At 31.1% G+C, this 21,363-nt stretch carries 16 protein-coding genes; 11 read left to right on the plus strand and 5 right to left on the minus strand.

The genetic code is table 11. From position 1 onward, the window contains the following. Positions 1 to 18 precede the first annotated feature (18 nt). A complete protein-coding gene (locus Q4586_RS08355) occupies positions 19 to 1,248 on the minus strand; it encodes a sigma 54-interacting transcriptional regulator (protein WP_303528283.1) in 1,230 nt (409 codons plus the stop codon). A gap of 38 nt (positions 1,249 to 1,286) precedes the next feature. After that, the gene (gene miaB, locus Q4586_RS08360; protein WP_303528687.1) at positions 1,287 to 2,741 is read right to left on the minus strand and encodes a tRNA (N6-isopentenyl adenosine(37)-C2)-methylthiotransferase MiaB; all 1,455 of its coding nucleotides are present in this window, start codon (positions 2,739 to 2,741) and stop codon (positions 1,287 to 1,289) included. A 198-nt stretch (positions 2,742 to 2,939) separates the two neighbouring features. Here miaB and topA point away from each other — a divergent pair, with 198 nt between their 5' ends. From topA to Q4586_RS08395, 7 genes are all read left to right on the plus strand, one after another. Next, positions 2,940 to 5,438 carry a type I DNA topoisomerase gene (gene topA, locus Q4586_RS08365; RefSeq protein ID WP_303528285.1) on the plus strand — a complete coding sequence of 833 codons (2,499 nt, stop codon included), beginning with the start codon at positions 2,940 to 2,942 and terminating at the stop codon, positions 5,436 to 5,438. Positions 5,439 to 5,493: 55 nt separating this feature from the next. Further along, the gene (locus Q4586_RS08370; protein ID WP_303528287.1) at positions 5,494 to 6,654 is read left to right on the plus strand and encodes a formimidoylglutamase; all 1,161 of its coding nucleotides are present in this window, start codon (positions 5,494 to 5,496) and stop codon (positions 6,652 to 6,654) included. A gap of 99 nt (positions 6,655 to 6,753) precedes the next feature. Next, positions 6,754 to 8,133: a T9SS ring complex lipoprotein PorK/GldK gene (porK, locus tag Q4586_RS08375; protein ID WP_303528290.1), complete on the plus strand. Its 1,380-nt coding sequence runs from the start codon at positions 6,754 to 6,756 to the stop codon at positions 8,131 to 8,133. Positions 8,134 to 8,180: 47 nt separating this feature from the next. Continuing rightward, on the plus strand, positions 8,181 to 8,831 hold the full coding sequence (porL, locus tag Q4586_RS08380; protein ID WP_068703142.1) for a type IX secretion system motor protein PorL/GldL: 651 nt from the start codon (positions 8,181 to 8,183) through the stop codon (positions 8,829 to 8,831). A gap of 48 nt (positions 8,832 to 8,879) precedes the next feature. Next, entirely contained in the window at positions 8,880 to 10,412 is a 1,533-nt protein-coding gene (porM, locus tag Q4586_RS08385) for a type IX secretion system motor protein PorM/GldM (protein WP_068703144.1), read from the plus strand. Positions 10,413 to 10,430: 18 nt separating this feature from the next. Next, on the plus strand, positions 10,431 to 11,294 hold the full coding sequence (porN, locus tag Q4586_RS08390; RefSeq protein WP_303528296.1) for a type IX secretion system ring subunit PorN/GldN: 864 nt from the start codon (positions 10,431 to 10,433) through the stop codon (positions 11,292 to 11,294). Positions 11,295 to 11,372: 78 nt separating this feature from the next. Beyond that, positions 11,373 to 12,422 (plus strand): NAD(P)/FAD-dependent oxidoreductase, encoded by a 1,050-nt coding sequence (locus tag Q4586_RS08395; protein WP_367997991.1) that lies wholly within the window; start codon positions 11,373 to 11,375, stop codon positions 12,420 to 12,422. Between the two features lie 104 nt (positions 12,423 to 12,526). On the opposite strand, the gene Q4586_RS08400 is transcribed toward Q4586_RS08395, so the two are convergent. Further along, complete coding sequence (locus tag Q4586_RS08400) at positions 12,527 to 12,946, minus strand: DUF983 domain-containing protein (RefSeq protein WP_367997827.1); 420 nt, start codon at positions 12,944 to 12,946, stop codon at positions 12,527 to 12,529. Positions 12,947 to 12,991: 45 nt separating this feature from the next. Here Q4586_RS08400 and Q4586_RS08405 point away from each other — a divergent pair, with 45 nt between their 5' ends. Beyond that, positions 12,992 to 14,908: an ABC-F family ATP-binding cassette domain-containing protein gene (locus Q4586_RS08405; RefSeq protein ID WP_068703152.1), complete on the plus strand. Its 1,917-nt coding sequence runs from the start codon at positions 12,992 to 12,994 to the stop codon at positions 14,906 to 14,908. A gap of 61 nt (positions 14,909 to 14,969) precedes the next feature. On the opposite strand, the gene Q4586_RS08410 is transcribed toward Q4586_RS08405, so the two are convergent. Beyond that, positions 14,970 to 15,890, minus strand: coding sequence for a glutaminase (locus tag Q4586_RS08410; protein WP_303528301.1), 921 nt, complete (start codon positions 15,888 to 15,890; stop codon positions 14,970 to 14,972). A gap of 120 nt (positions 15,891 to 16,010) precedes the next feature. Between Q4586_RS08410 and Q4586_RS08415 the strand changes: the two genes are divergently transcribed. Together Q4586_RS08415 and Q4586_RS08420 are read left to right on the plus strand one after the other, a co-directional pair. After that, positions 16,011 to 16,967 (plus strand): 1-aminocyclopropane-1-carboxylate deaminase/D-cysteine desulfhydrase, encoded by a 957-nt coding sequence (locus Q4586_RS08415; protein ID WP_084443071.1) that lies wholly within the window; start codon positions 16,011 to 16,013, stop codon positions 16,965 to 16,967. Then, positions 16,967 to 17,761 carry a glucosaminidase domain-containing protein gene (locus Q4586_RS08420; protein ID WP_068703156.1) on the plus strand — a complete coding sequence of 265 codons (795 nt, stop codon included), beginning with the start codon at positions 16,967 to 16,969 and terminating at the stop codon, positions 17,759 to 17,761. The genes Q4586_RS08415 and Q4586_RS08420 overlap by 1 nt, the downstream gene beginning before the upstream one ends. Positions 17,762 to 17,817: 56 nt before the next feature. Here Q4586_RS08420 and Q4586_RS08425 read toward each other — a convergent pair whose 3' ends face one another. Beyond that, entirely contained in the window at positions 17,818 to 18,942 is a 1,125-nt protein-coding gene (locus Q4586_RS08425; RefSeq protein WP_068703159.1) for a vWA domain-containing protein, read from the minus strand. A 234-nt stretch (positions 18,943 to 19,176) separates the two neighbouring features. Here Q4586_RS08425 and Q4586_RS08430 point away from each other — a divergent pair, with 234 nt between their 5' ends. Beyond that, positions 19,177 to 21,363: a tetratricopeptide repeat-containing sensor histidine kinase gene (locus tag Q4586_RS08430; RefSeq protein WP_303528310.1), complete on the plus strand. Its 2,187-nt coding sequence runs from the start codon at positions 19,177 to 19,179 to the stop codon at positions 21,361 to 21,363.

Consider the following 21,363-nt stretch of genomic DNA (forward strand, 5'->3'; position numbering starts at 1 on the left):
ACACTTAGCTAAGTTGTTTTATAAATCGTATTGCTTAATTTTTCGGTATAATGTTCGTTCAGAAATCCCTAGTTCTTTTGCCGCTAATTTACGCTTGTTACTATTTTTTTCTAGCGATTTTCGGATCATTTCAATCTCTTTTTCTTGTAATGATAAGTTTTCATCTTCTTCAATAGTTTCAGCATATTCATAATTGTTCTGAACAGATGAATTTTGAGGAATTTGAACTACTTCTATATTTTGGTTTTCAGGCGGTTCTTGTTCTTGATAAATGCGTTCTATTAAACTATGGTTAGCTTCTTTTACTTGCTCAGTATCTCCATTTTTCATTAAATCTAGCGTCAATTTTTTTAAATCATTGATGTCATTACGCATATCAAACAAGATTTTATACATAATATCTCGTTCGTTAGCAAAATCTGAATTACTAGATTGCTTTCCAATTACAGCGGGTAAGCCACTTTTGTTATTCGGGAGATATTGTACTAGTTTTTCAGCAGTAATTAAACGACTTTCTTCTACAACAGATATTTGTTCTGCTAAATTTCTTAATTGACGTATGTTACCCGGGAAATTGTAGTTTAATAGCACTCTTACAGCGTTATCTTCTAGCCTAATGGTTGGCATTCGGTATTTTTGAGCAAAATCAGCAGCAAATTTTCTAAATAATAAATGAATATCTTCATTTCTGTCGCGTAAAGCAGGTAAACCTATTTCAATGGTACTTAAACGATAATATAAATCTTCACGAAACTTTTCTTTAGAGATTGCTTGTTGCATATTCACATTGGTAGCAGCTACAATACGAACGTTAGTTTTTTGTACTTGTGATGATCCAACTTTAATAAACTCACCATTCTCTAAAACACGCAGTAAACGTACTTGCGTTGTTAATGGTAGCTCACCAACTTCATCTAAAAAAATGGTTCCTCCATCGGCAACCTCAAAATATCCTTTACGTGAGGCTGTAGCTCCTGTAAAAGCGCCTTTTTCATGTCCGAATAGTTCACTGTCTATGGTTCCTTCAGGAATAGCTCCGCAGTTTACCGCAATATATTTAGCGTGTTTTCTATGTGATAATTGGTGAATTATTTTAGGAATACTTTCCTTACCTACACCACTTTCACCAACAACTAAAACTGAAATATCGGTAGGAGCAACGCGAATTGATTTTTCAATAGCGCGATTCAATTGCATATCATTACCAATAATTCCGAATCGTTGTTTTATAGCTCGTAGGTTTTCCATAGTTTTATTCTCTTTTAAAGAGGAAGTGTTCTTGTTTTTTAATTATTATCAGAATATCCAACTGCGGTTCCTCTTAAGGTTGCCGAAGTACAATCTTCTACTTTTACATTTACAAAATCTCCTAATTTATAATCGCCTTTAGCAAAAACAATTACAGTATTTTGTGTATTTCTACCTTTCCATTCATTTGGGTTCTTTTTAGAAGTTCCTTCAATTAAAACTTCTTCAATTTTACCTAAATGTTGTTGTGTTCTGTATAAACTATGTTCTTGTTGTAGGTCTATAATTTCTTGTAAACGACGTTTTTTGATAGCGTGTGGCACATCATCTGGCATTTTTTTAGCAGCCAAAGTTCCTGGTCGTTCAGAGTATGCAAACATAAATCCAAAATCATATTTTACATGACGCATTAAATCTAATGTGTCTTGATGATCTTGTTCTGTTTCTCCGCAAAAACCAGCAATCATGTCTTGCGATAAAGACATCTCAGGGATAATTCTAAAAATATTATCAACCAACTCCATGTATTCTTCACGTGTATGTTGGCGGTTCATGGCTTTTAGCATATTGTTACTTCCACTTTGTACAGGTAAGTGAATGTATTTGCAAATATTGCGGTGTTTTGCCATGGTGTGAATTACATCTAAGCTCATATCCTGCGGATTAGAAGTTGCAAAACGGAATCTCATTTTAGGGAATTCAGTAGCAGCCATGTCTAATAATTGGGCAAAATCTACTGCAGTTGCTTGTGCTATTTCAGAAGCTTTTTTAAAATCTTTTTTCAATCCACCACCATACCATAAATAACTATCTACGTTTTGACCTAATAAAGTAATTTCTTTAAAATTTTGATCAGCCATCGATTTAATTTCCTCTAAAACACTTTTTGGATCTCTACTTCTTTCGCGTCCACGAGTAAACGGAACTACACAAAAAGTACACATATTATCGCATCCACGAGTAATTGACACAAATGCTGAAACTCCGTTTGAGTTTAAACGAACTGGCGCTACATCACCATAGGTTTCTTCTTTAGATAAAATTACATTTATTGCATCTCTACCAGCATCAATTTCTTCTAATAAATTAGGTAAATCTCTGTAAGCATCTGGTCCAACAACCAAATCTACAATTTTTTCTTCTTCTAAAAATTTCTCTTTTAAACGCTCAGCCATACAACCTAAAACACCAACTTTCATTGTTGGATTTACTTTTTTAACAGCATTGTATTTTTGTAAACGCTTACGAATGGTGGTTTCGGCTTTTTCTCTAATAGAACAAGTGTTTACCAAAACTAAATCAGCATTTTCTAAATTTTGAGTGGTATTAAAACCTTGCTCTGCTAAAATAGAAGCTACAATTTCACTGTCGTTCATGTTCATTTGACAACCGTAACTTTCTATAAATAAGTTTTTAGTATTTTCTTTTTTGTTTTCGGTAACAAGAGCTTGCCCTTGCACTTTTTCATCTATAACCTTCTCAGTGTGCTCCATATTCATAATAAAAATGATTGCAAAGATACAACCAAAATCTAAAAATTATGACAAATTGGCAGAAAATTACTATTGAAATTATAACTGTTTTTTAGGGAAGTTAAAACAAATAATTTTTTTTTAAAAAAAAGATTCTACTTTTGCAAATTGAAAGTGTCATTATATATATGATACAAAAAGAGATAATCGAAGAGTGTTATGGCAAAGAATTTAGTTATAGTTGAGTCACCTGCAAAAGCAAAGACGATTGAAAAATTTTTAGGAAAAGATTTTCAAGTAGAATCTAGTTATGGTCATATTGCAGATTTGCCTTCTAAAGAGTTAGGGATAGATGTTGATGGAGATTTTAGTCCGAAATACATTGTTTCAGATGATAAGAAACCTGTTGTTAGAAAGTTAAAAACCTTAGCAAAAAAAGCAGATACTGTTTGGTTAGCGAGTGATGAGGATCGTGAGGGAGAGGCAATTGCATGGCACTTAAAAGAGCAATTAAAACTAAAAGATGAAAATACAAAACGTATTGTTTTTCATGAAATTACAAAAAACGCCATTTTAAAAGCAGTTGATAATCCAAGAGATATTGACTATAATATGGTAAATGCACAACAAGCACGTAGAGTTTTAGATAGACTTGTTGGGTATGAATTATCGCCAGTTTTATGGCGTAAGGTTAAAGGAGGATTGTCAGCAGGTAGAGTACAGTCGGTAGCAGTACGTTTAATTGTTGAAAAAGAACGTAGTATTATTGATTTTAAAGCAGAAACGCATTATAAGGTAATTGCACAGTTTTCTAATAAACAAGGAAAGTCTTTTAAAGCAACAATCCCAAAAAATTTCGATTCTAAGAAAGCTGCAGAAGACTTTTTAAAATCATGTGCAAATGCAAACTTTTCAATTGCTGATTTAACTAAAAAACCAGCTAAAAAATCGCCAGCAGCACCATTTACAACATCAACTTTACAACAAGAGGCATCACGTAAATTAGGTTTCCCGGTAGGTAAAACCATGCAAGTTGCACAACGTTTGTATGAAGCCGGTTTGATTACCTATATGAGAACTGATAGTGTAAATTTATCAGAAGATGCAAGGAATGCTGCCGAAGAAGAAATTAGTAATTATTACGGTAAAGAATATAGTAAACAACGTGTTTTTAAATCGAAAGCAAAAGGAGCGCAAGAAGCCCACGAAGCGATTAGACCAACTAATATGAAAGCACATTCTATAGATACTGAATACGATCAAAACAGATTGTATGATTTGATATGGAAAAGAACATTGGCTTCTCAAATGAGTGATGCGCAATTAGAGCGTACTAATGTGAAAATTGAAAATTCAGAAAACGATAAAATTTTCACTGCAAATGGTGAAATGATAAAGTTTGATGGTTTCTTAAAAGTGTATTTAGAAGGGACTGATAACGAAGAGGAAGAACAAGCAGGAATGTTACCTAATTTAACAAAAGGTGATAATTTAGGTTATGTTTTTATCAACGCAACACAACGATTTACGAGTCCACCTTACCGATTTACGGAAGCATCTTTAGTTAAGAAGTTAGAGGAGTTAGGCATCGGTCGACCATCAACCTATGCACCAACAATTTCTACAGTGCAACGAAGAGGTTATGTCGAAAAAGGACAAAATGAGGGAGTAGAAAGAGGTTACGAGCAAATGATTTTATCAGATGGAAAAGTTGAAAGTCAAATGTTGACAGAAAAAACTGGTTCGGATAAAAATAAGTTAATTCCTACCGATATAGGGAATATTGTAAACGATTTTTTAGTTGCCAATTTTTCAAATGTTTTAGATTTTGGGTTTACTGCAAAAGTGGAAAATTCTTTTGATGATATTTCAGAAGGAAATGAAAATTGGACAGAAATGATTAAGGAGTTTTACAATACCTTTCATGAAATTGTAGAAGATGTAAAAGAAAACGCCAACAGAGAAAGTGGCGAACGTATTTTAGGAAAACACCCAGTTTCAGGTAAAACAGTTTTAGTGCGTTTGGGTAAATTTGGACCAATAGCTCAAATCGGTGCTCCTGAAGATGAAGAAAAGCAATTTGCAAGTTTAAATAAAGACCAGCATTTAGGAACAATTACGATGGAGGAAGCATTAGAGTTATTCTTGCTTCCAAAAACTTTAGGAACTTTTCAAGATGAAGAAGTGATTGTATCTAACGGGCGTTTTGGACCTTATATAAAATTTGGAGCAATGTATGTTTCTCTTGATAAAGGAGAAAATCCTATGGAGGTTGATTTGCCAAGAGCTGAGGAGTTAATTGTTGCAAAACAAAAAGCTGATGCGCCAATTTATCATCACGAAGAGTTACCTGTGCAAAAAGGAGTTGGACGTTTTGGACCTTATTTAAAATGGAACTCAATGTTTATCAACGTAAATAAAAAATACGATTTTGATAATCTTTCAACAGATGATATTATTGAGTTAATTGAAGCAAAAAAACAAAAAGAAATAGATAAAGTACTTCATAATTGGGAAGATGTTGGTATTCGAGTAGAAAAAGCACGTTGGGGGCGCTTTAATGTTATTAAAGGTAAGATTAAGGTAGAATTACCTAAAACTACGGACATTGAAAAAATGACAAAAGAAGAAGCAGTGAAAATAATTGAAGCTAAAACCCCTAAAAAGAAAGCAACTAAGAAAAAAGCTGTTAAAAAGAAGCCTGTTAAGAAGAAATAAAAAAAATGATTTCATAAAAAATAGTATATTGCCAATTCTTTAGTCCCCGAAATAGATGAATTTTAGTTTTTTTACCCCAATAAAAAATACTGTTGTTGCACATTTAATGTCGCAACCAATAACTTCATTTGGGCAAAATATTGCAATACATACAGAAGGTGATGGTTTTCCTGATTTATCAGAAGTTGCTATTGCTATAATAGGCGTAAAAGACGGTAGGGGAGCTATAGATAACGAAGGTTGTGGTGAGGATTTACAATATATTCGTAAAAAAATATATGAATTATATCCAGGAAATTGGCATACAAAAATAGCTGATTTAGGTAATCTTGAAAAAGGGCATACGCTTAAAGATACTCACTTTGCTGTAAAATCATCCGTAGAATATTTATTAAAGAAAAAAATATTGCCTATAATAATAGGAGGCGGGCAAGATATAACATACGCTAATTATAGAGGTTACGATACTTTAGAGCAAACAGTAAACTTAGTATCTGTTGACAGTCGTTTTGATATTGGAACTCTTGAAGAAAATATTTCTTCTAAATCATTTTTAAGTAAAGTGATTATGGAGCAGCCTTGTAATTTATTTAATTACAGTAATATAGGGTATCAAACTTTTTTTAATTCGCAAGAGGAAATAGGGTTGTTGGATAAATTATATTTTGATGCTTTTAGGTTAGGTGAAGTAAAAGATGTAACTTTAGTCGAACCAATACTGAGAGATGCGGATGTGGTTAGTATTGATATTGGAAGTGTAAGACAAAGTGAAGCACCAGCTAATAATAATGCCTCTCCAAATGGGTTTTATGGAGAAGATATTTGTGCTATAGCAAGATATGCAGGAATAAGTGATAAAGTAACTTCTTTTGGTATTTATGAGTATAACAGTAGTTTAGATTCCAATAATCAAACCGCAAGTTTAATTGCACAAATGATTTGGTATTTTATAGAAGGAGTAAATGCAAGAGCAAAAGACTACCCATTTGTAACAAAAGAAAATTACCAAAAGTTTACCGTACTTTTAAGTGATGATGATCCAATAAACTTTTATAAGAGTGATAAAACAGGACGTTGGTGGATGGAAATAAATTTAATAACGAATAATAAACACAAAAGACACGCGTTAGTACCTTGTAACTATAAAGATTACGAGCAAGCACTAGAACGAAAAACGCCAAGCAGGTGGTTTAAAGCTCACCAAAAGCTTGTTTAAAGCAGTATGTTTTTTGTTTTTGAAAAAATTATAACACGTAATTGTTTTTTAATAAAAAAAATAATAGGTTTACGACCTCTTTTATAAGAAAGAAATAATATGAAGAAAGTAGTAATATATGCATTGTTAGTATCTCTAATATACGCTTGTGGGTCAAGTGGTGATAGGGGAGAATTGGTAGGTGAAAAGTCAAAAAGAAAATGGTTTGCAGAAAAACCTTTTGGAATGGCGAAAATACCTGGAGGTTCTTTTACAATGGGTAAGCAAGATGAAGATCCTTTAGGTGCAATGAATGCACCAACAAAAACAGTTACTGTTCAGCCGTTTTATATGGATGAATCTGAAATTACAAATAGTGAATACAAACAATTTGTGTTTTGGGTAAGAGATTCTATTACGAGAACAAAATTAGCATACCAAGCTGAGTTTGCTTCAGGAGGTGATGTTGATCCTGCAAATGCAGGTAAAAATGCAACAGGTATTCAATTATATGCATTTGCATCAGCAGATACAGTAAACGAATCTCCATACGCAAAGTATATGCGTGAGAATTATTACGAATTAGGAGAAGGTATGGATTCTTTAAAACCATTAAATTGGCAAGAAGAATTAGTTTGGGAACAACAAGAATACCCTGATGTAGATTATGTTGAAGTAATGGATTCATTATATTTAAAGAAAGATGAATCTTTAAACGGAATAAGAACATTTAATACAAAATTACTTAATTACAGATATTATTGGTTTGATAATGAGCAGGCTGCTAAAACAGGTAAAAATAGAAAAAATTTCATGAAAAGTGAAGTGATAAACGTATACCCTGATACAACAGTTTGGATTAAAGATTTTAATTATTCATATAATGATCCAATGCACCAAGAGTACTTTGCGCACAAAGCTTATGAAAATTATCCTGTAGTTGGAGTAACATGGAATCAAGCAAAAGCATTTTGTCATTGGAGAACACAAACAAAAAATAATTTTCAGCGTTCTAGAAAAAAATTAGGATTAGTTCCTTCTTTTAGATTACCAACCGAAGCAGAATGGGAATATGCTGCTCGTGGAGGTTTAAACTATGGTAAATACCCTTGGGGTGGACCGAGTACAACAAGTGATAGAGGTTGTTTTTTAGCAAACTTTAAACCAGTACGTGGTGATTATGCTGCTGATGGAGCTTTATATACTGTTGAAGCTGTTTCTTTTAATCCAAATGAATATGGGTTATATAATATGGCAGGTAATGTTTCAGAATGGACAAATACAGCATATAATCAAATGTCTTACTATATGGGGTCAACAATGAATCCTAATGTAGAGATTAAAGAAAACCGTAGGAAAATTATCCGTGGAGGTTCATGGAAAGATGTAGCATACTTTTTAGAAGTAAGTTCTCGTGACTGGGAATATGCAGATACTGCAAGAAGTTACATTGGTTTTAGAACTGTACAAGATTATTTAGGTACAAATAAAAGTAAGTAATCAAACAATAATAAATATAATAATCCCCAAAAATCAAAAGAAAAATTATGGCACAGTCAAAATCAACTAAGAAAATTTTTAACATGGCTTATGGTTTAGGAGCCTCAGTAGTAATACTTGGAGCTTTATTTAAAATCATGCACTTTAAAATAGGACCGTTAACAGGTGGTGTAATGCTAACGCTAGGTTTAGTTGTAGAAGCAATTATTTTTGCTATTTCAGCATTTGAACCTATTGAAGACGAGTTAGATTGGACTAAGGTGTATCCAGAGTTAGCAGACGGACAATCTTTAGGGAAAAAAGGAAAAGAAGCTGCTCCACAAGATGCACAAAGTATGTTATCTCAAAAATTAGATAGTATTTTAAAAGAAGCAAAGCTAGATGCAAATTTAATTTCTAGTTTAGGAGATAGTATTAAAAATTTTCAAGGTGCTGCTGAAGGATTAACAGCAACTTCTAAAACGGTATCTTCAACTAATCAATACAACGAGCAAATGTCTATGGCAGCTGCTAAATTAGAGTCGTTAAACGGATTATATACTACGCAAGTTGAAAACGCTGGAAAACAAGCAGATTTAAATTCAGCTTTAGTTGAAAATTCTCAACGATTACAAGAGCAAATGCAATCATTAGCAACTAATTTATCTTCTTTAAACGGAGTATATGGAGGAATGTTAACTGCAATGTCAACTAAATAATTAATTAGTTTATCTAATTTTAATATTAACTAAACAAACTAATTAAAGATGGCAGGAGGAAAACAGTCACCAAGGCAAAGGATGGTAAACTTAATGTATCTTGTATTTATTGCAATGTTGGCAATGAATATGAGTAAAGAAGTTCTATCAGCCTTTGGATTAATGAATGAGAAATTATCGGAGTCTAATATTAGAGCTACCGAAAAAAATAAAGCTTCGTATGAAACTTTAGCATTAAAAGCACAAGAGCAAGCAAAGCAATATGGTGAAGCTAAAGGAAAAACAGACAAGCTTAGAGTAATGGCAGATGAATTCTTCGCCTACATTGGAGCGTTAAAAACTCAAATGACAAGTGATTTAGAAGATAAAAAAGCCTATGAATCTATGGATAAATCAGGGTTTTTAGATCAATATTTTTTCGCAAGCGGAAAGATTACACCTAAAGGAAAAGAATTTGTAGATAAAGTAAACCAGTTTAGAGAGCAATCTTTAGCAGTTTTAGGTGAGTCTGAATTATCTACGGTTGTAAAAGCGCGTTTTAGTACTGCAGACGTTAAAGGTCAGGATGGAGTTACTAAAAATTGGTTAAACTATAACTATGAAGGTTTCCCTTTAATAGCATCATTAACTAAGTTAACACAAATTCAGGCTGATATTAAAACGACTGAATCTGATGCGTTAACAGCTTTATTACAAGGAGAGTTAGAAAGTGCGGTGTCAATGACAAACTATGATGCCATGGTTATTTTTGATAAAAACGCATACTATCCGGGTGAAAAATTATCTGGTAAAATTGTGTTAGGTAAGAATGATCCTAATTTAACAGCCGAAAAAGTTATCGTTAACGGTAAAGAAATGCCTGCTGATAAAATTCAAGCTGGTCAAGTTATTTTAGATGGTCCTGCAGGATCAGTAGGAGATAAGGAATTAAAAGGAGAATTCCAGTTTATGGAAAATGATTCTTTAGTAACAATTCCTATTTTAGGAGGTTACTCAGTAATTCCTAAACCTAACGAAGCTGTTGTATCTGCAGATAAAATGAATGTTGTATACCGTGGGTTATCAAATCCATTAACAATTTCTGTACCAGGAGTTTCAGGAAATAAAGTTACAGCATCAGCACCAGGATTAAGAAGAGTTAAAGGTGATAAGTATGTAATGAACCCAGGTAAGGGAAGCGAAGTTACTATTAGAGTATCGGCAACATTACCAGGAGGTGGAAAAATTAGTACGCCTAAAAAATACAGAATTAAAGATATACCACCAGCAGTTGGTATGGTAAGAGGTCAATATGGTACAGTAAAAATGCCTAAAGCAAGTGTTGCTAGAATTAGCGTTGCTGCAGGTTTACCAGATTTCTTATTTGATTTAAAATTAAATGTATCTAGTTTTAAAATTAAAGTTCCGGGTCAGGTAACAATTCCTGTAAATGGAAGAAGTTTATCAGCTAGAGCAAAACAAGCATTAGGTAAAGCAAGAAGAAATGATGTAATCACTATTTATGACATCAAAGCATCTGTTTCAGGATCTAATTATAAGATCAAGAAGGTATTACCTGTAAGTATTGAAATTACGAATTAATAAGTAAAAAATTAAAGTATGAATTGGAAGCGTTTTTATATGGTTTTATTTGCCCTTGCAACCACAAGTTATGCAAGTGCACAAGCTAACCTTTTAAACTCTAAAAAGGTTGAAGAGATTGGATTTAAATCTGAGGCCCAAATAGCTTCAGAAGACGATAAACCTCTTCCTTATGGTTATATTAGCGATAGAGATGTATTATGGTCTAAAGTAGTATGGGAATATGTTGATTTAAATCAAAAAATCAATTTACCTTATTATTATCCAATTGATACAACTAACGCAGGTTTAACAAGACGTTCGTTATTTGATACCTTATTAAAAGGAATCAAAAATGGTGAAATCAAAGAAGTTTATAGCGATTCTTATTTTACAACCAAAATAGGAATGGAAGAAATTAAACAAATGACCTACAATGAGCGTGATGACGGTTATGGTAACATGGATCCATACTCAGTTCAATCAGCAGATATTAAAGGATATTTAATAAAAGGGCTTTGGTATTTTGATAAAAGAGGAGGAGAGTTAAAATACCGTATGTTGGCTTTAGCACCTATGGGACCTGACGTTCAAACATTAGGAGTTGAAGAAATTGATGACAAAGATAATGTTTATGAGTTGTTTTGGGTATTTTTTCCAGATGCAAGAAACACCTTACATGCATCTAAAGTATTTAATCCTAAAAATACAGCGCATCCGTTATCGTATGATAACTTGTTAAATGCTCGAAGATTTACTTCTACGATACTAAAAGAAGAAAATATTTACGGAGATAGAGCTATTAAAGACTATGTTCGAGGTAATTCATTATTTCAATTATTAGAAGCTGATCGCGTTAAGGAAAATATTCGTAATAGAGAAATGGATATGTGGAATTATTAATGCCACATAGTACATAAAATATAAAAAGAGCTTGCATTGCAAGCTCTTTTTTGTTGTAATAAACACTATTTTTGATGTATGAAAATTGATGTAGATTATATTATTGTAGGCCTAGGTTTAGCAGGAATTGCTTTTGTTGAAGAGTTATTAAATGCAAACAAAACGTTTGTTGTTTTTGAAAACAATTCACAAACATCATCTATTGTTGCAGGTGGTGTATATAATCCAGTAATATTAAAACGATTTAATGCGGTTTGGAATGGTCATCAACAAATTGTTGATTCTCAGCCTTTGTATAAAAAACTAGAAGAAAAATTAAATATAAAATTAGATTATAAGTTCTCTATTAAAAAAGCTTTTGGAAGTATTGGTGATGAAAATAATTGGTTTTTAGCCTTAGATAAACCAACATTATCAAATTATATGAATCCTAAAATTAGTAAACAGAAAATTAAAGGAGTTATTGGTGATTTAGGTTTTGGAGAATTAACAGGAACAGGGAGAATAGACACAGCCTTGCTAGTAAAATCATATAGAGCTTATATTAAAAGATTAAACAATTTAATTAATGAATCATTTGAGCATTCAAAATTAAGTATTGTTGATAAAGCAGTGAAGTATAAAAATATTACAGCAAACAAAGTTGTTTTTTGCGAAGGATATGGAATTACTGAAAACCCATTTTTTAAACATTTACCATTAAATGAAGCAAAAGGTGAAACTGTAACAATACATGCGCCAGATTTAAAAATTGATTTTTTATTAAAATCAGCAGCATTTGTAATGCCATTAGGTAATGATTACTATAAAGTAGGAGCTACTTTTAATTGGACAGATAAGACATGTAATCCTACAAATGAGGCTAGAAAAGAATTAGAAGAAAAGCTTAGTAAGGTAATCACTGTACCTTACACCATAACAGATCATACAGCAGGTATTAGACCAACAGTAAACGATCGAAGGCCTTTGGTTGGTGTACATCAAGAATATAAACAATTAGTCGTTTTAAACGGACTAGGTACACGTGGGGTTATGATTGGCCCAACAGTTGCTAAAAACCTATTTAACCACCTTGAAAAAGGAGCAGAGTTAGATCCCGAAATAAATATAAAAAGGTTTGAAAATTAGTTTATTTCTAATAAACTAATTTTATACTCATTTAGCTATTCATTATTATATCAAATAAAACAGTTTTTTATTAACTGATTAATTTTAAAATTTCAGAATAAAAATTAATCAGAGATTTTTTTATTTCCTTTATCGTAACTAACAAAAATGTTTATCCAAATAATTCTAGATAAACGCAAAGTAAAAGGAGTTAGTAATAAAGAAACGATTACAATTGTAATAAAACTTTGTAAAATTGTTAAACCAAAAAACATTTTTGAAATAATAAAAATAGCAACAAATAAAGCAACAGCTAATCCGTAGTTTACGTACATGGCTCCAAAGAAAAAAGAAGGTTCCATCATGTATTTTAAATTACAATTAGGGCAATTATCATGTAATTGAGTTATTTTTTTAGGATTAATTGTTGCGCCGTGTTTAAAGAATTCTCCTTCATGACAACGTGGGCATTTACCTTTTAAAACACTGTATAACTTTGTTCCTTTTCTAAACATAATCGAATATAAATTTATATACTTTTGCAAAGGTAAATTTTTTATAACTTTTTATAAGTAACAATTATTACAATTATGCTAAACGTACACAATTTATCGGTTTCTTTCATGGGGTCGGATTTGTTTTCAGGAATCACTTTTAAATTAAATAAAGGGGATAGAATTGGGTTGATAGGAAAAAATGGAGCAGGAAAATCGACACTTTTAAAAGTACTTTCTAAAGATATTGAAACTAGTGGCGGTACGATGGCTTTTGATAAAGATATTCGAATGGGGTTTTTACGACAAGACATCGATTTTGTTGAAGGAAGAACAATTTTAGAAGAAGCATATCAAGCATTTGAAGAAATAAAAGAAATCGAGTTGAAGTTAGATGATATAAACAATCAACTAGCTACAAGAACCGATTATGAAAGTGAAGCATACGGACAATTAATTCACGATTTAACCGATTTAACTGAACGATACGAACTTTTAGGAGGATACAATTATCAAGGTGATACTGAGAAAATTTTACAAGGTTTAGGATTTCAACGAGAAGATTTTGATAAATTAACCAACACTTTTTCTGGTGGATGGAGAATGCGTATCGAATTAGCAAAGTTGTTATTGCAAGACAATGATATTTTATTGTTAGATGAACCTACCAATCACTTAGATATAGAATCGATTATTTGGTTAGAAAGCTTTTTAAAAAATTATTCAGGCGCAATTGTACTTGTTTCGCATGATAAAATGTTTTTAGATAATGTTACCAATCGTACAATCGAAATCTCTTTAGGGCAAATTTACGATTATAAAAAACCGTATTCAGAGTTTTTAAAATTACGAGGAGAAATAAAAGAAAAACAGTTACAAGCCCAAAAAAATCAAGAAAAAGAGATAAAACAAAAGCAACATTTAATCAATAAATTTAAAGCAAAAGCAAGTAAAGCTTCGATGGCACAATCGTTAATGAAGCAACTTGATAAAGTTGAATTAATTGAGGTTGATCAAGATGATAATGCAGCAATGAATGTTCGTTTTGCAATATCAAAAGAACCAGGAAAAATTATTGTTGAAGCTGATGGTTTAAGTAAAAGTTATGGAGATAAACATGTTTTGGAAGATGTTGATTTATTAATTGAGCGCAATAGTAAAATAGCTTTTGTTGGTCAAAACGGACAAGGAAAATCTACCTTAGCAAAGATGATGGTTGGTGAAATTCCGTTTACAGGAAACCTTAAATTAGGACATAATGTACAAATAGGGTATTTTGCTCAAAATCAATCAGAAGAGCTACCACCAGAGAAAACAGTGTTAGAAATTATGGAAGATGCTGCTTCAGACACCAACAGAATGCGTGTTAGAGATATGTTGGGGTCGTTTTTATTTGGAGGTGATGCAGTAGATAAAAAAGCAAAAGTATTATCAGGAGGAGAAAGAAATCGATTAGCTTTATGTAAATTATTATTATCACCATTTAACGTGTTAATAATGGATGAGCCAACAAACCACTTAGATATTGCTTCTAAAAATGTATTAAAAACTGCATTACAAAATTTTGACGGAACTTTAATCGTAGTTTCTCACGATAGAGATTTTTTACAAGGATTAACATCAACCGTTTACGGATTTAAAGATAAGGTAATTAAAGAGTATTTAGGAGATATTGATTATTTCTTAGAGCAGCATAAGATGGAAAATCTTAGGGAAGCTGAAAAGAGAACCGTTGTTAAAGAAGAAAAAGATACCACTAAAAAAGAAGCACATCAATTATCTAGAGAGCAAGAAAAAGAGTTGAAAAAACTTAAAAATAAACTGAATAAAATTGAAACTCAAATTGCTGATTTAGAAAAAGAAATTGAAAAGATAGATTTAGAATTAGCAAATAATTATGACGAAGTTTCATCTCGTCCTAATTTCTTTGAAAAATATAAAGCTAAAAAGACAAGCTTAGAAAATTTAATGCACGATTGGGAAAATGTAGAAGAACAGGTTACTGGTTTTTAGAATGTAATAGCACATTAACTCATTTAAATCAGCAATCATAAATACGATGATTGCTGATTTTTTAAAATATAGAAAGCTCGGTTTTTGAGGTAAACTCCTCTAAAAACTTCATTCCTTTATAAGAGTTTCCTTTTTTATTAAGTTTCGGACTCCAAACAGCAATTGCATATTGATCTGGATGTATTGCTATAATACCACCACCAACACCACTTTTTCCAGGAAGGCCTACTTTAAAAGCAAACTCACCAGATTCATCATAAAATCCACAAGTTTGCATCAAAGCATTTATTCTTTTAGATTCACTTTCACTTAAAATATTTTGATTAGAAGGTGCTCCAATACCATTGTTAGCTAAAAATAAAAACATTTCAGATAATTCTTTGCAACTCATTTCTAACGAACAAAGGTTAAAGTAAAAATCAAGAACATCTGATGGGGTATTATCAATACATCCGAAGGATTTAATAAAATTACATAAGGCAACATTTCGGTAGCCAACCGCTTTTTCTGACTCTGCAATTTTACTAGAATAATCAATTGTAGTATTGTTAGAAATTTGACGAACAAAATTTAAAAAATCTTCTTTAGGATTTTTTAAATGACTTAATAAAATATCAGAAATAACAAGCGCACCGCCGTTTAAAAAAGGATTTCTTGGTATACCATTATCAGCCTCAAGTTGCACTAAAGAATTAAATGCGGTACCCGATGGTTCAACCCCAACCCGATTCCATATTTTATCCCCTAAAAGTTTATAAGCTAAACTAAGTGCTAACACTTTGGCTATACTTTGGATAGAAAATTTTTTATAACAATCACCTATACCAAAGTTATCTTGATTGATGGTAGTTATATGAACCCCAAAATTTTCGGAATCTATAAGTGCTAATTCAGGAATATAAGAAGCAGTTTTTCCACTGTCATCCATATTTTTAACTTTAAAAAAAGTTTCTTTAATTATTTCTTCAAAATTTAAATCCATTGTTTTTATATAATGACGTAAGTTTAATAAGCTAAAATCGTTTTTTTATTATAAAATCAAGTGAAAAATAGTTATAAATTAATTGAGATTTCTATTATTTTTACATAAATATTTTTTGCATTGAATAGTATACATAACTTTTTTTTTAATCAAGTTTTTAAAAGTGAAAATCAACAGGTATTTCTTCCGATATTAGAAGAAAAAAAAGTGGAGTTGTTTATAAAACGAGAGGATGAAATTCATCCATTTGTTTCAGGAAATAAGTTTAGAAAACTAAAATATAACATTGCAGAAGCTAAAAATCAACAAAAAAAAATATTATTAACCTTTGGAGGCGCTTTTTCTAATCATATAGTAGCAACAGCAGTTGCGGGGAGTTTATCTGGTTTTAAAACCATCGGAGTAATTCGTGGTGATGAATTGGGAAATAATCTTGAAAAAACATTGGCAGGAAATTCAACTTTGCAAGAGGCACATAAAAACGGAATGGAATTTAAGTTTGTTTCAAGAAGTGTTTACAGAAATAAAACATCCGAAGAATTTATAAATGATTTAAAATATGAGTTTGGCGACTTTTATTTAATCCCCGAAGGAGGAACAAACGAACAAGCAATTAAAGGTTGTAAAGAAATCTTAAACGAAGAAGACGAGAATTTCGATTATATTTGTTGCGCAATTGGTACTGGTGGAACTATTGCTGGATTGATAAATGCAGCAAAAAAGCATCAAAAAGTAATAGGTTTTCCTGCATTAAAAGGTGATTTTTTTCAGCAAGAAGTTGAACGTTTTGCAAATAATAAAAGTAATTGGAGCTTGCAAACTGACTATCATTTTGGGGGTTACGGAAAATATGATGAAAATTTAATTCGTTTTATAAACGAATTTAAAGAGCAAGTAAAAATTCCATTAGATCCTATTTACACAGGTAAAATGTTATTCGGAATTATTGATATGGTTAAAGAAAACCTGTTTCCTGAAAACAGTAAAATCATAGCAATTCATACAGGTGGATTACAAGGGATTGCTGGGGTTAATCAAAAGTTAAAAAAGAAAAATAAAGCGTTAATAAAAAATTAATGAATTTAAAATTAGTTACTTATATAGTTTTGAGTGCCACTTTTTTAGTGAGTTGTGGTTCTAATAAAAATGCGGTTACAAAAAACCGTAAAAAAGTTGTTGTTTTAGAGCAAGAAGAAGTGTATCCAGAGCTTCCACAATTAGAGCAAATACCAAAACCGATAAAAACAAACGGAAATCATACACTTACTTATATTCATAAATTTGCACCGATTGCCGTAAAAAAAATGCACGAGCATAAAATTCCTGCTAGTATAACTTTAGCACAAGGAGTGTTAGAGTCTGGTAGTGGAAGAAGCGCCTTGGCAGTTCGTTCGAACAATCATTTCGGAATAAAATGTCATAAAGGATGGCAAGGAAAAAGTGTAACACATGATGATGATGAAAAAGGAGAGTGTTTTAGAAAGTATAAATACCCAGAAACTTCTTATGAAGATCATTCGCAGTTTTTACTTACAAGAAGTCGTTATGCTAGTTTGTTTAGGTTAGGGCATACCAACTATAAAGGCTGGGCGTATGGCTTAAGAAAAGCTGGTTATGCTACTGATAAACGCTATCCACAAAAGTTAATCTCAATTATTAATAAATATGGATTAGCAAAGTACGATAGAGTTAAATTTAAAAATAAAGCAACCCAGAATATAGGCATAACTAATAATTATCATAAAGTAGAAAAAGGAGATACACTGTATTCTATCGCAAGAAAATATCAAATATCTGTTAGTAGACTAAAACAAGTAAACGGACTTACCGATAATACAATCAGTATTGGAGAAAAGTTGTTGTTAAATTAAAACAACTTCTACGTAATAAAAAACAGCCGTTATTTTAATAACGACTGTTTTTTATTTTACCAAGAATATTTTTTCTTTTTAGCTTGTTTTTTTATTGCTTTAATCATTACGTTTTCTAACTCATTTTTAGAGTTTTTTTCATGTTGTTTTTTAGCAACATATTGTTTTCTTTTTTTATTTAAATGTTGAATTTTTTCTTGAATTTTAGCTCTTTCTTTTCGTTTAGTAGCAACATATTTTTTTATTTCTTCGGATGACTTTCCTTGTAGTTTTTTAGGAAGTTGAGATTTTTTTAGTTTTTTATAATCTATTTCTTTTTCTTTAGAAGCATCAACCAAATCCCATTCAGCATTGTTATATAATTTAGAACTTTTACTAATAGCACGTTTTACAACAACAACTTCATCTAAAACTTCAGCATTGGCATCTTGTTTTGCTTGATTAGTGTATTTTGAATGTCCAACACTTCCATAATGAATATAGGTTTTATTTAGTTGTTTATTTAAAATAATAATGTCATTATCATACGGTGTTACAATATGTACAATGTTTTTGTTGTGATTAATTGTCATATAATCTCCGCCACCATAAGCAGCTCCGTCTTGCCACATTCCAGAAACACCTTGGTCGTAATTACCACAAAAAATAGTGTTAACTGTAATGTCATTTTCTTTAGCGTTGGTAATAGCATCTTTATAATTTAATTTTCCTTGTGTAAAAGGTTCGTTTCCTGCAATAAAAATCATTTTTAAATCACGTTTATTATCGCCCCATTCTAGCTCATTTAAAGAGGTTTGAATTACCTGTCCGCAAAACTCACTACCGCCGTTGGTAGTTAAAGAAAATAACTGTTCAGAAATAGCGTCTAAGTCACTTGTAAATTGTAAAACCTGACGGATGTAGCCTTCTTTAGAAGAAAGACGACTATTACCATATTCGTATAAAGCAATTTCTAATTTTGGAGTTTTTCCTTCACATTTAGCATGTGATAATTCATTAATGATTTCCCATAATTGTGCTTTTGCCTGATTTATAAGCCCGTCCATACTGCTACTAGTATCAAGTAATAATGCAACTTTAGTAGTTTGTTTTTTTGCTTTATTTATTGGATTTGTAGCATAACTAGTAATTGAAGTTAAGAAAGTAAAAATGAAGACTGTTTTTAAGATATAATTTTTCATGTTTTTTTGTTTTAAATTATTATTGAATCAAATTTTGCCGACTTACAATACTGTAAAACTACAAGCAACTTTCTTTTTAAAAAATTAAGAATGAGGTAACGAGTAATCTAAGTGAGTAAAGTGGTTAAAAAAATGAGTGAAAGTAATTTTTTAATGTTTCTTGGTACTGTTATTTAAGGAAGTTCATTTTTTGTACTCAACTTTTGTGTGTATGTTTACAGTAATAAATAAAAGATGAAAAGATTTTTTAAAATAATATTTGCATTGTGTTTACTAAACTTTTTTTCAGGGTATGCTCAGGTTTTTGAAGAACAAAAAAAAGAGTTTACTGTAAAGGTTCAGGTAATTAACGATAATACGCAACAACCAATAAAAGATGCAACGGTAACCGTTAATGGACGTATTTTTAATTTTTCAAACATAAAAGGGCGATATATTGTAACGGCTCAAAAGGGAAGTCAATTAGTAGTTTCTCATACAGGCTTTGAAACTATTTATTATACAATTAAAGATGACGAGGATATAAAAGTACTGGTTGAAGATTTTACACGAGAAAGAAAGTCGAAGTTAAAATATTCAAGTTATAAAAAGATAGATTTGTATACGAAGTATTTAGATTCAGTAAAATTTTATAAGAAAAAAAATATTGATAAGAGCATCGCTGCTATCGAAAAAATGTTACTAAATTCTTCAACAAAAAAACAAAGAGCTATTGCTTACAAAGAGTTGGCTGATATTTATTTTTATTGGAAACAATATGATTTAGCTGAAGAAAACTATACTGTTTCTTTAAAGGAGCTAAATAATTCAAAAGTTCTTTTTTTATTAGCAAAAACACAATTTTTATTAAAAAAATATAAAGAAAGTGAAAGTAGTTACAAAGCAAGTTTACGTTTTAAAATAAGTGCTTATGAGCAACTAAAGATTTATGAAGGTTTAGGCGATGTTTTTAAGGAAACGAAACAATATAGTAAGGCTTCTAGCAATTATAAAGAAGCTTTAAAGATTGCTAAAGATAATTACGTAACACCAAAAATAACGGATTTAAATTCGAAGTTAGCAGAAGTTTTTGCGGCACAAGGAAAAACACAAAAGGCTGATGGATATTTTCAAAACTCGTTAAAATTAGCATCTAAAGAAAATCAAAAAAGAGCCTTAAAAGAGCAAGAAAAAGTAGCTGATTTTTACAATTCATCTCGCAGATATGATGATGAAATTCAATTGCGAAAGCAAAGTTTAGTAGAGGCTGATGAAATTAATATTGAAGCAGTAGATAAAGAATCATTAGTCGATTCGATTACACCGCAAAAAATTAACTACAAAATAGGAAATGCTTACATTCAAAAAGAATCTTATAACGAAGCAATTCCTTTCTTTAAAAAAAGTATAAAAGAAGCGGGCGAAAAAGAAGATTTAATCATACAGAAAGATGCAACACGTAGGCTTTCTGAAGTATATGCAACTGTTGGTGATTATACAAAAGCGTTAGAGAGTTATCAAGATTACGTAAAGTTGGTAGATACGTTGTATTCAAAAAAAGAACAAGAAATTCAACAAGTTAAAAGGTTTGGAAAAAAAATAGCAAACAACCAAAATCGAATCCGAAGTTTAGAAAAAGACAAGCAATTAAGCGATAGTAAAATAAGCTTGGCATATAAAGATCAACAATTAATACAGGAAAGTAATAAACAGCAAAAACTGATTATTTATTCATTAATCGGAGGTTTCTTTTTAATGAGTTTGTTGGCATATTTTATGTTTCGCACTAATAAACAACAAAAATTAGCAAACAATTTATTGGCATTAAAATCAATGCGATCGCAAATGAATCCGCATTTTATATTTAATGCTTTAAACTCGGTAAATAATTTTATAGCAGTAAATGACGAACGAAGTGCGAATCGTTATTTATCGGAATTTTCAGTATTAATGCGGTCAGTTTTAGAAAATTCTGATGAAGATTTTATTCCGTTAGCAAAAGAAATAGAGTTGTTAGAATTGTATGTGAAATTAGAACATAATCGCTTTAAAGACAAGTTTGATTATGTAATGTTTATTGATGAAAAAATCAAAAGAGAAAACTTTTCTATTCCGCCAATGTTACTACAACCTTATATAGAAAACGCTATTTGGCACGGACTCCGTTATAAAAAAGAAAAAGGGAATTTAGAGATTTCTATGCGTCAGCAAACAGCGAATACGATTTTAATAACGGTGCAAGATGACGGAGTTGGTAGAAAGAAATCGATGGAAATAAAAACAAAACATCAATTACAGCAAAAATCGAAAGGAATAAGTACCATTGAAAACAGAATTGCTATTTTAAACAGTATGTATAAAGATAAAATTAAAGTTACAGTTTCTGATGTTTTTGAAGATGGTAGCGGAACAAAAGTCGAACTGATTTTAAAGAAAAATTAA

The organism is Tenacibaculum soleae (assembly GCF_030549005.1).
GTDB lineage: Bacteria > Bacteroidota > Bacteroidia > Flavobacteriales > Flavobacteriaceae > Polaribacter > Polaribacter soleae.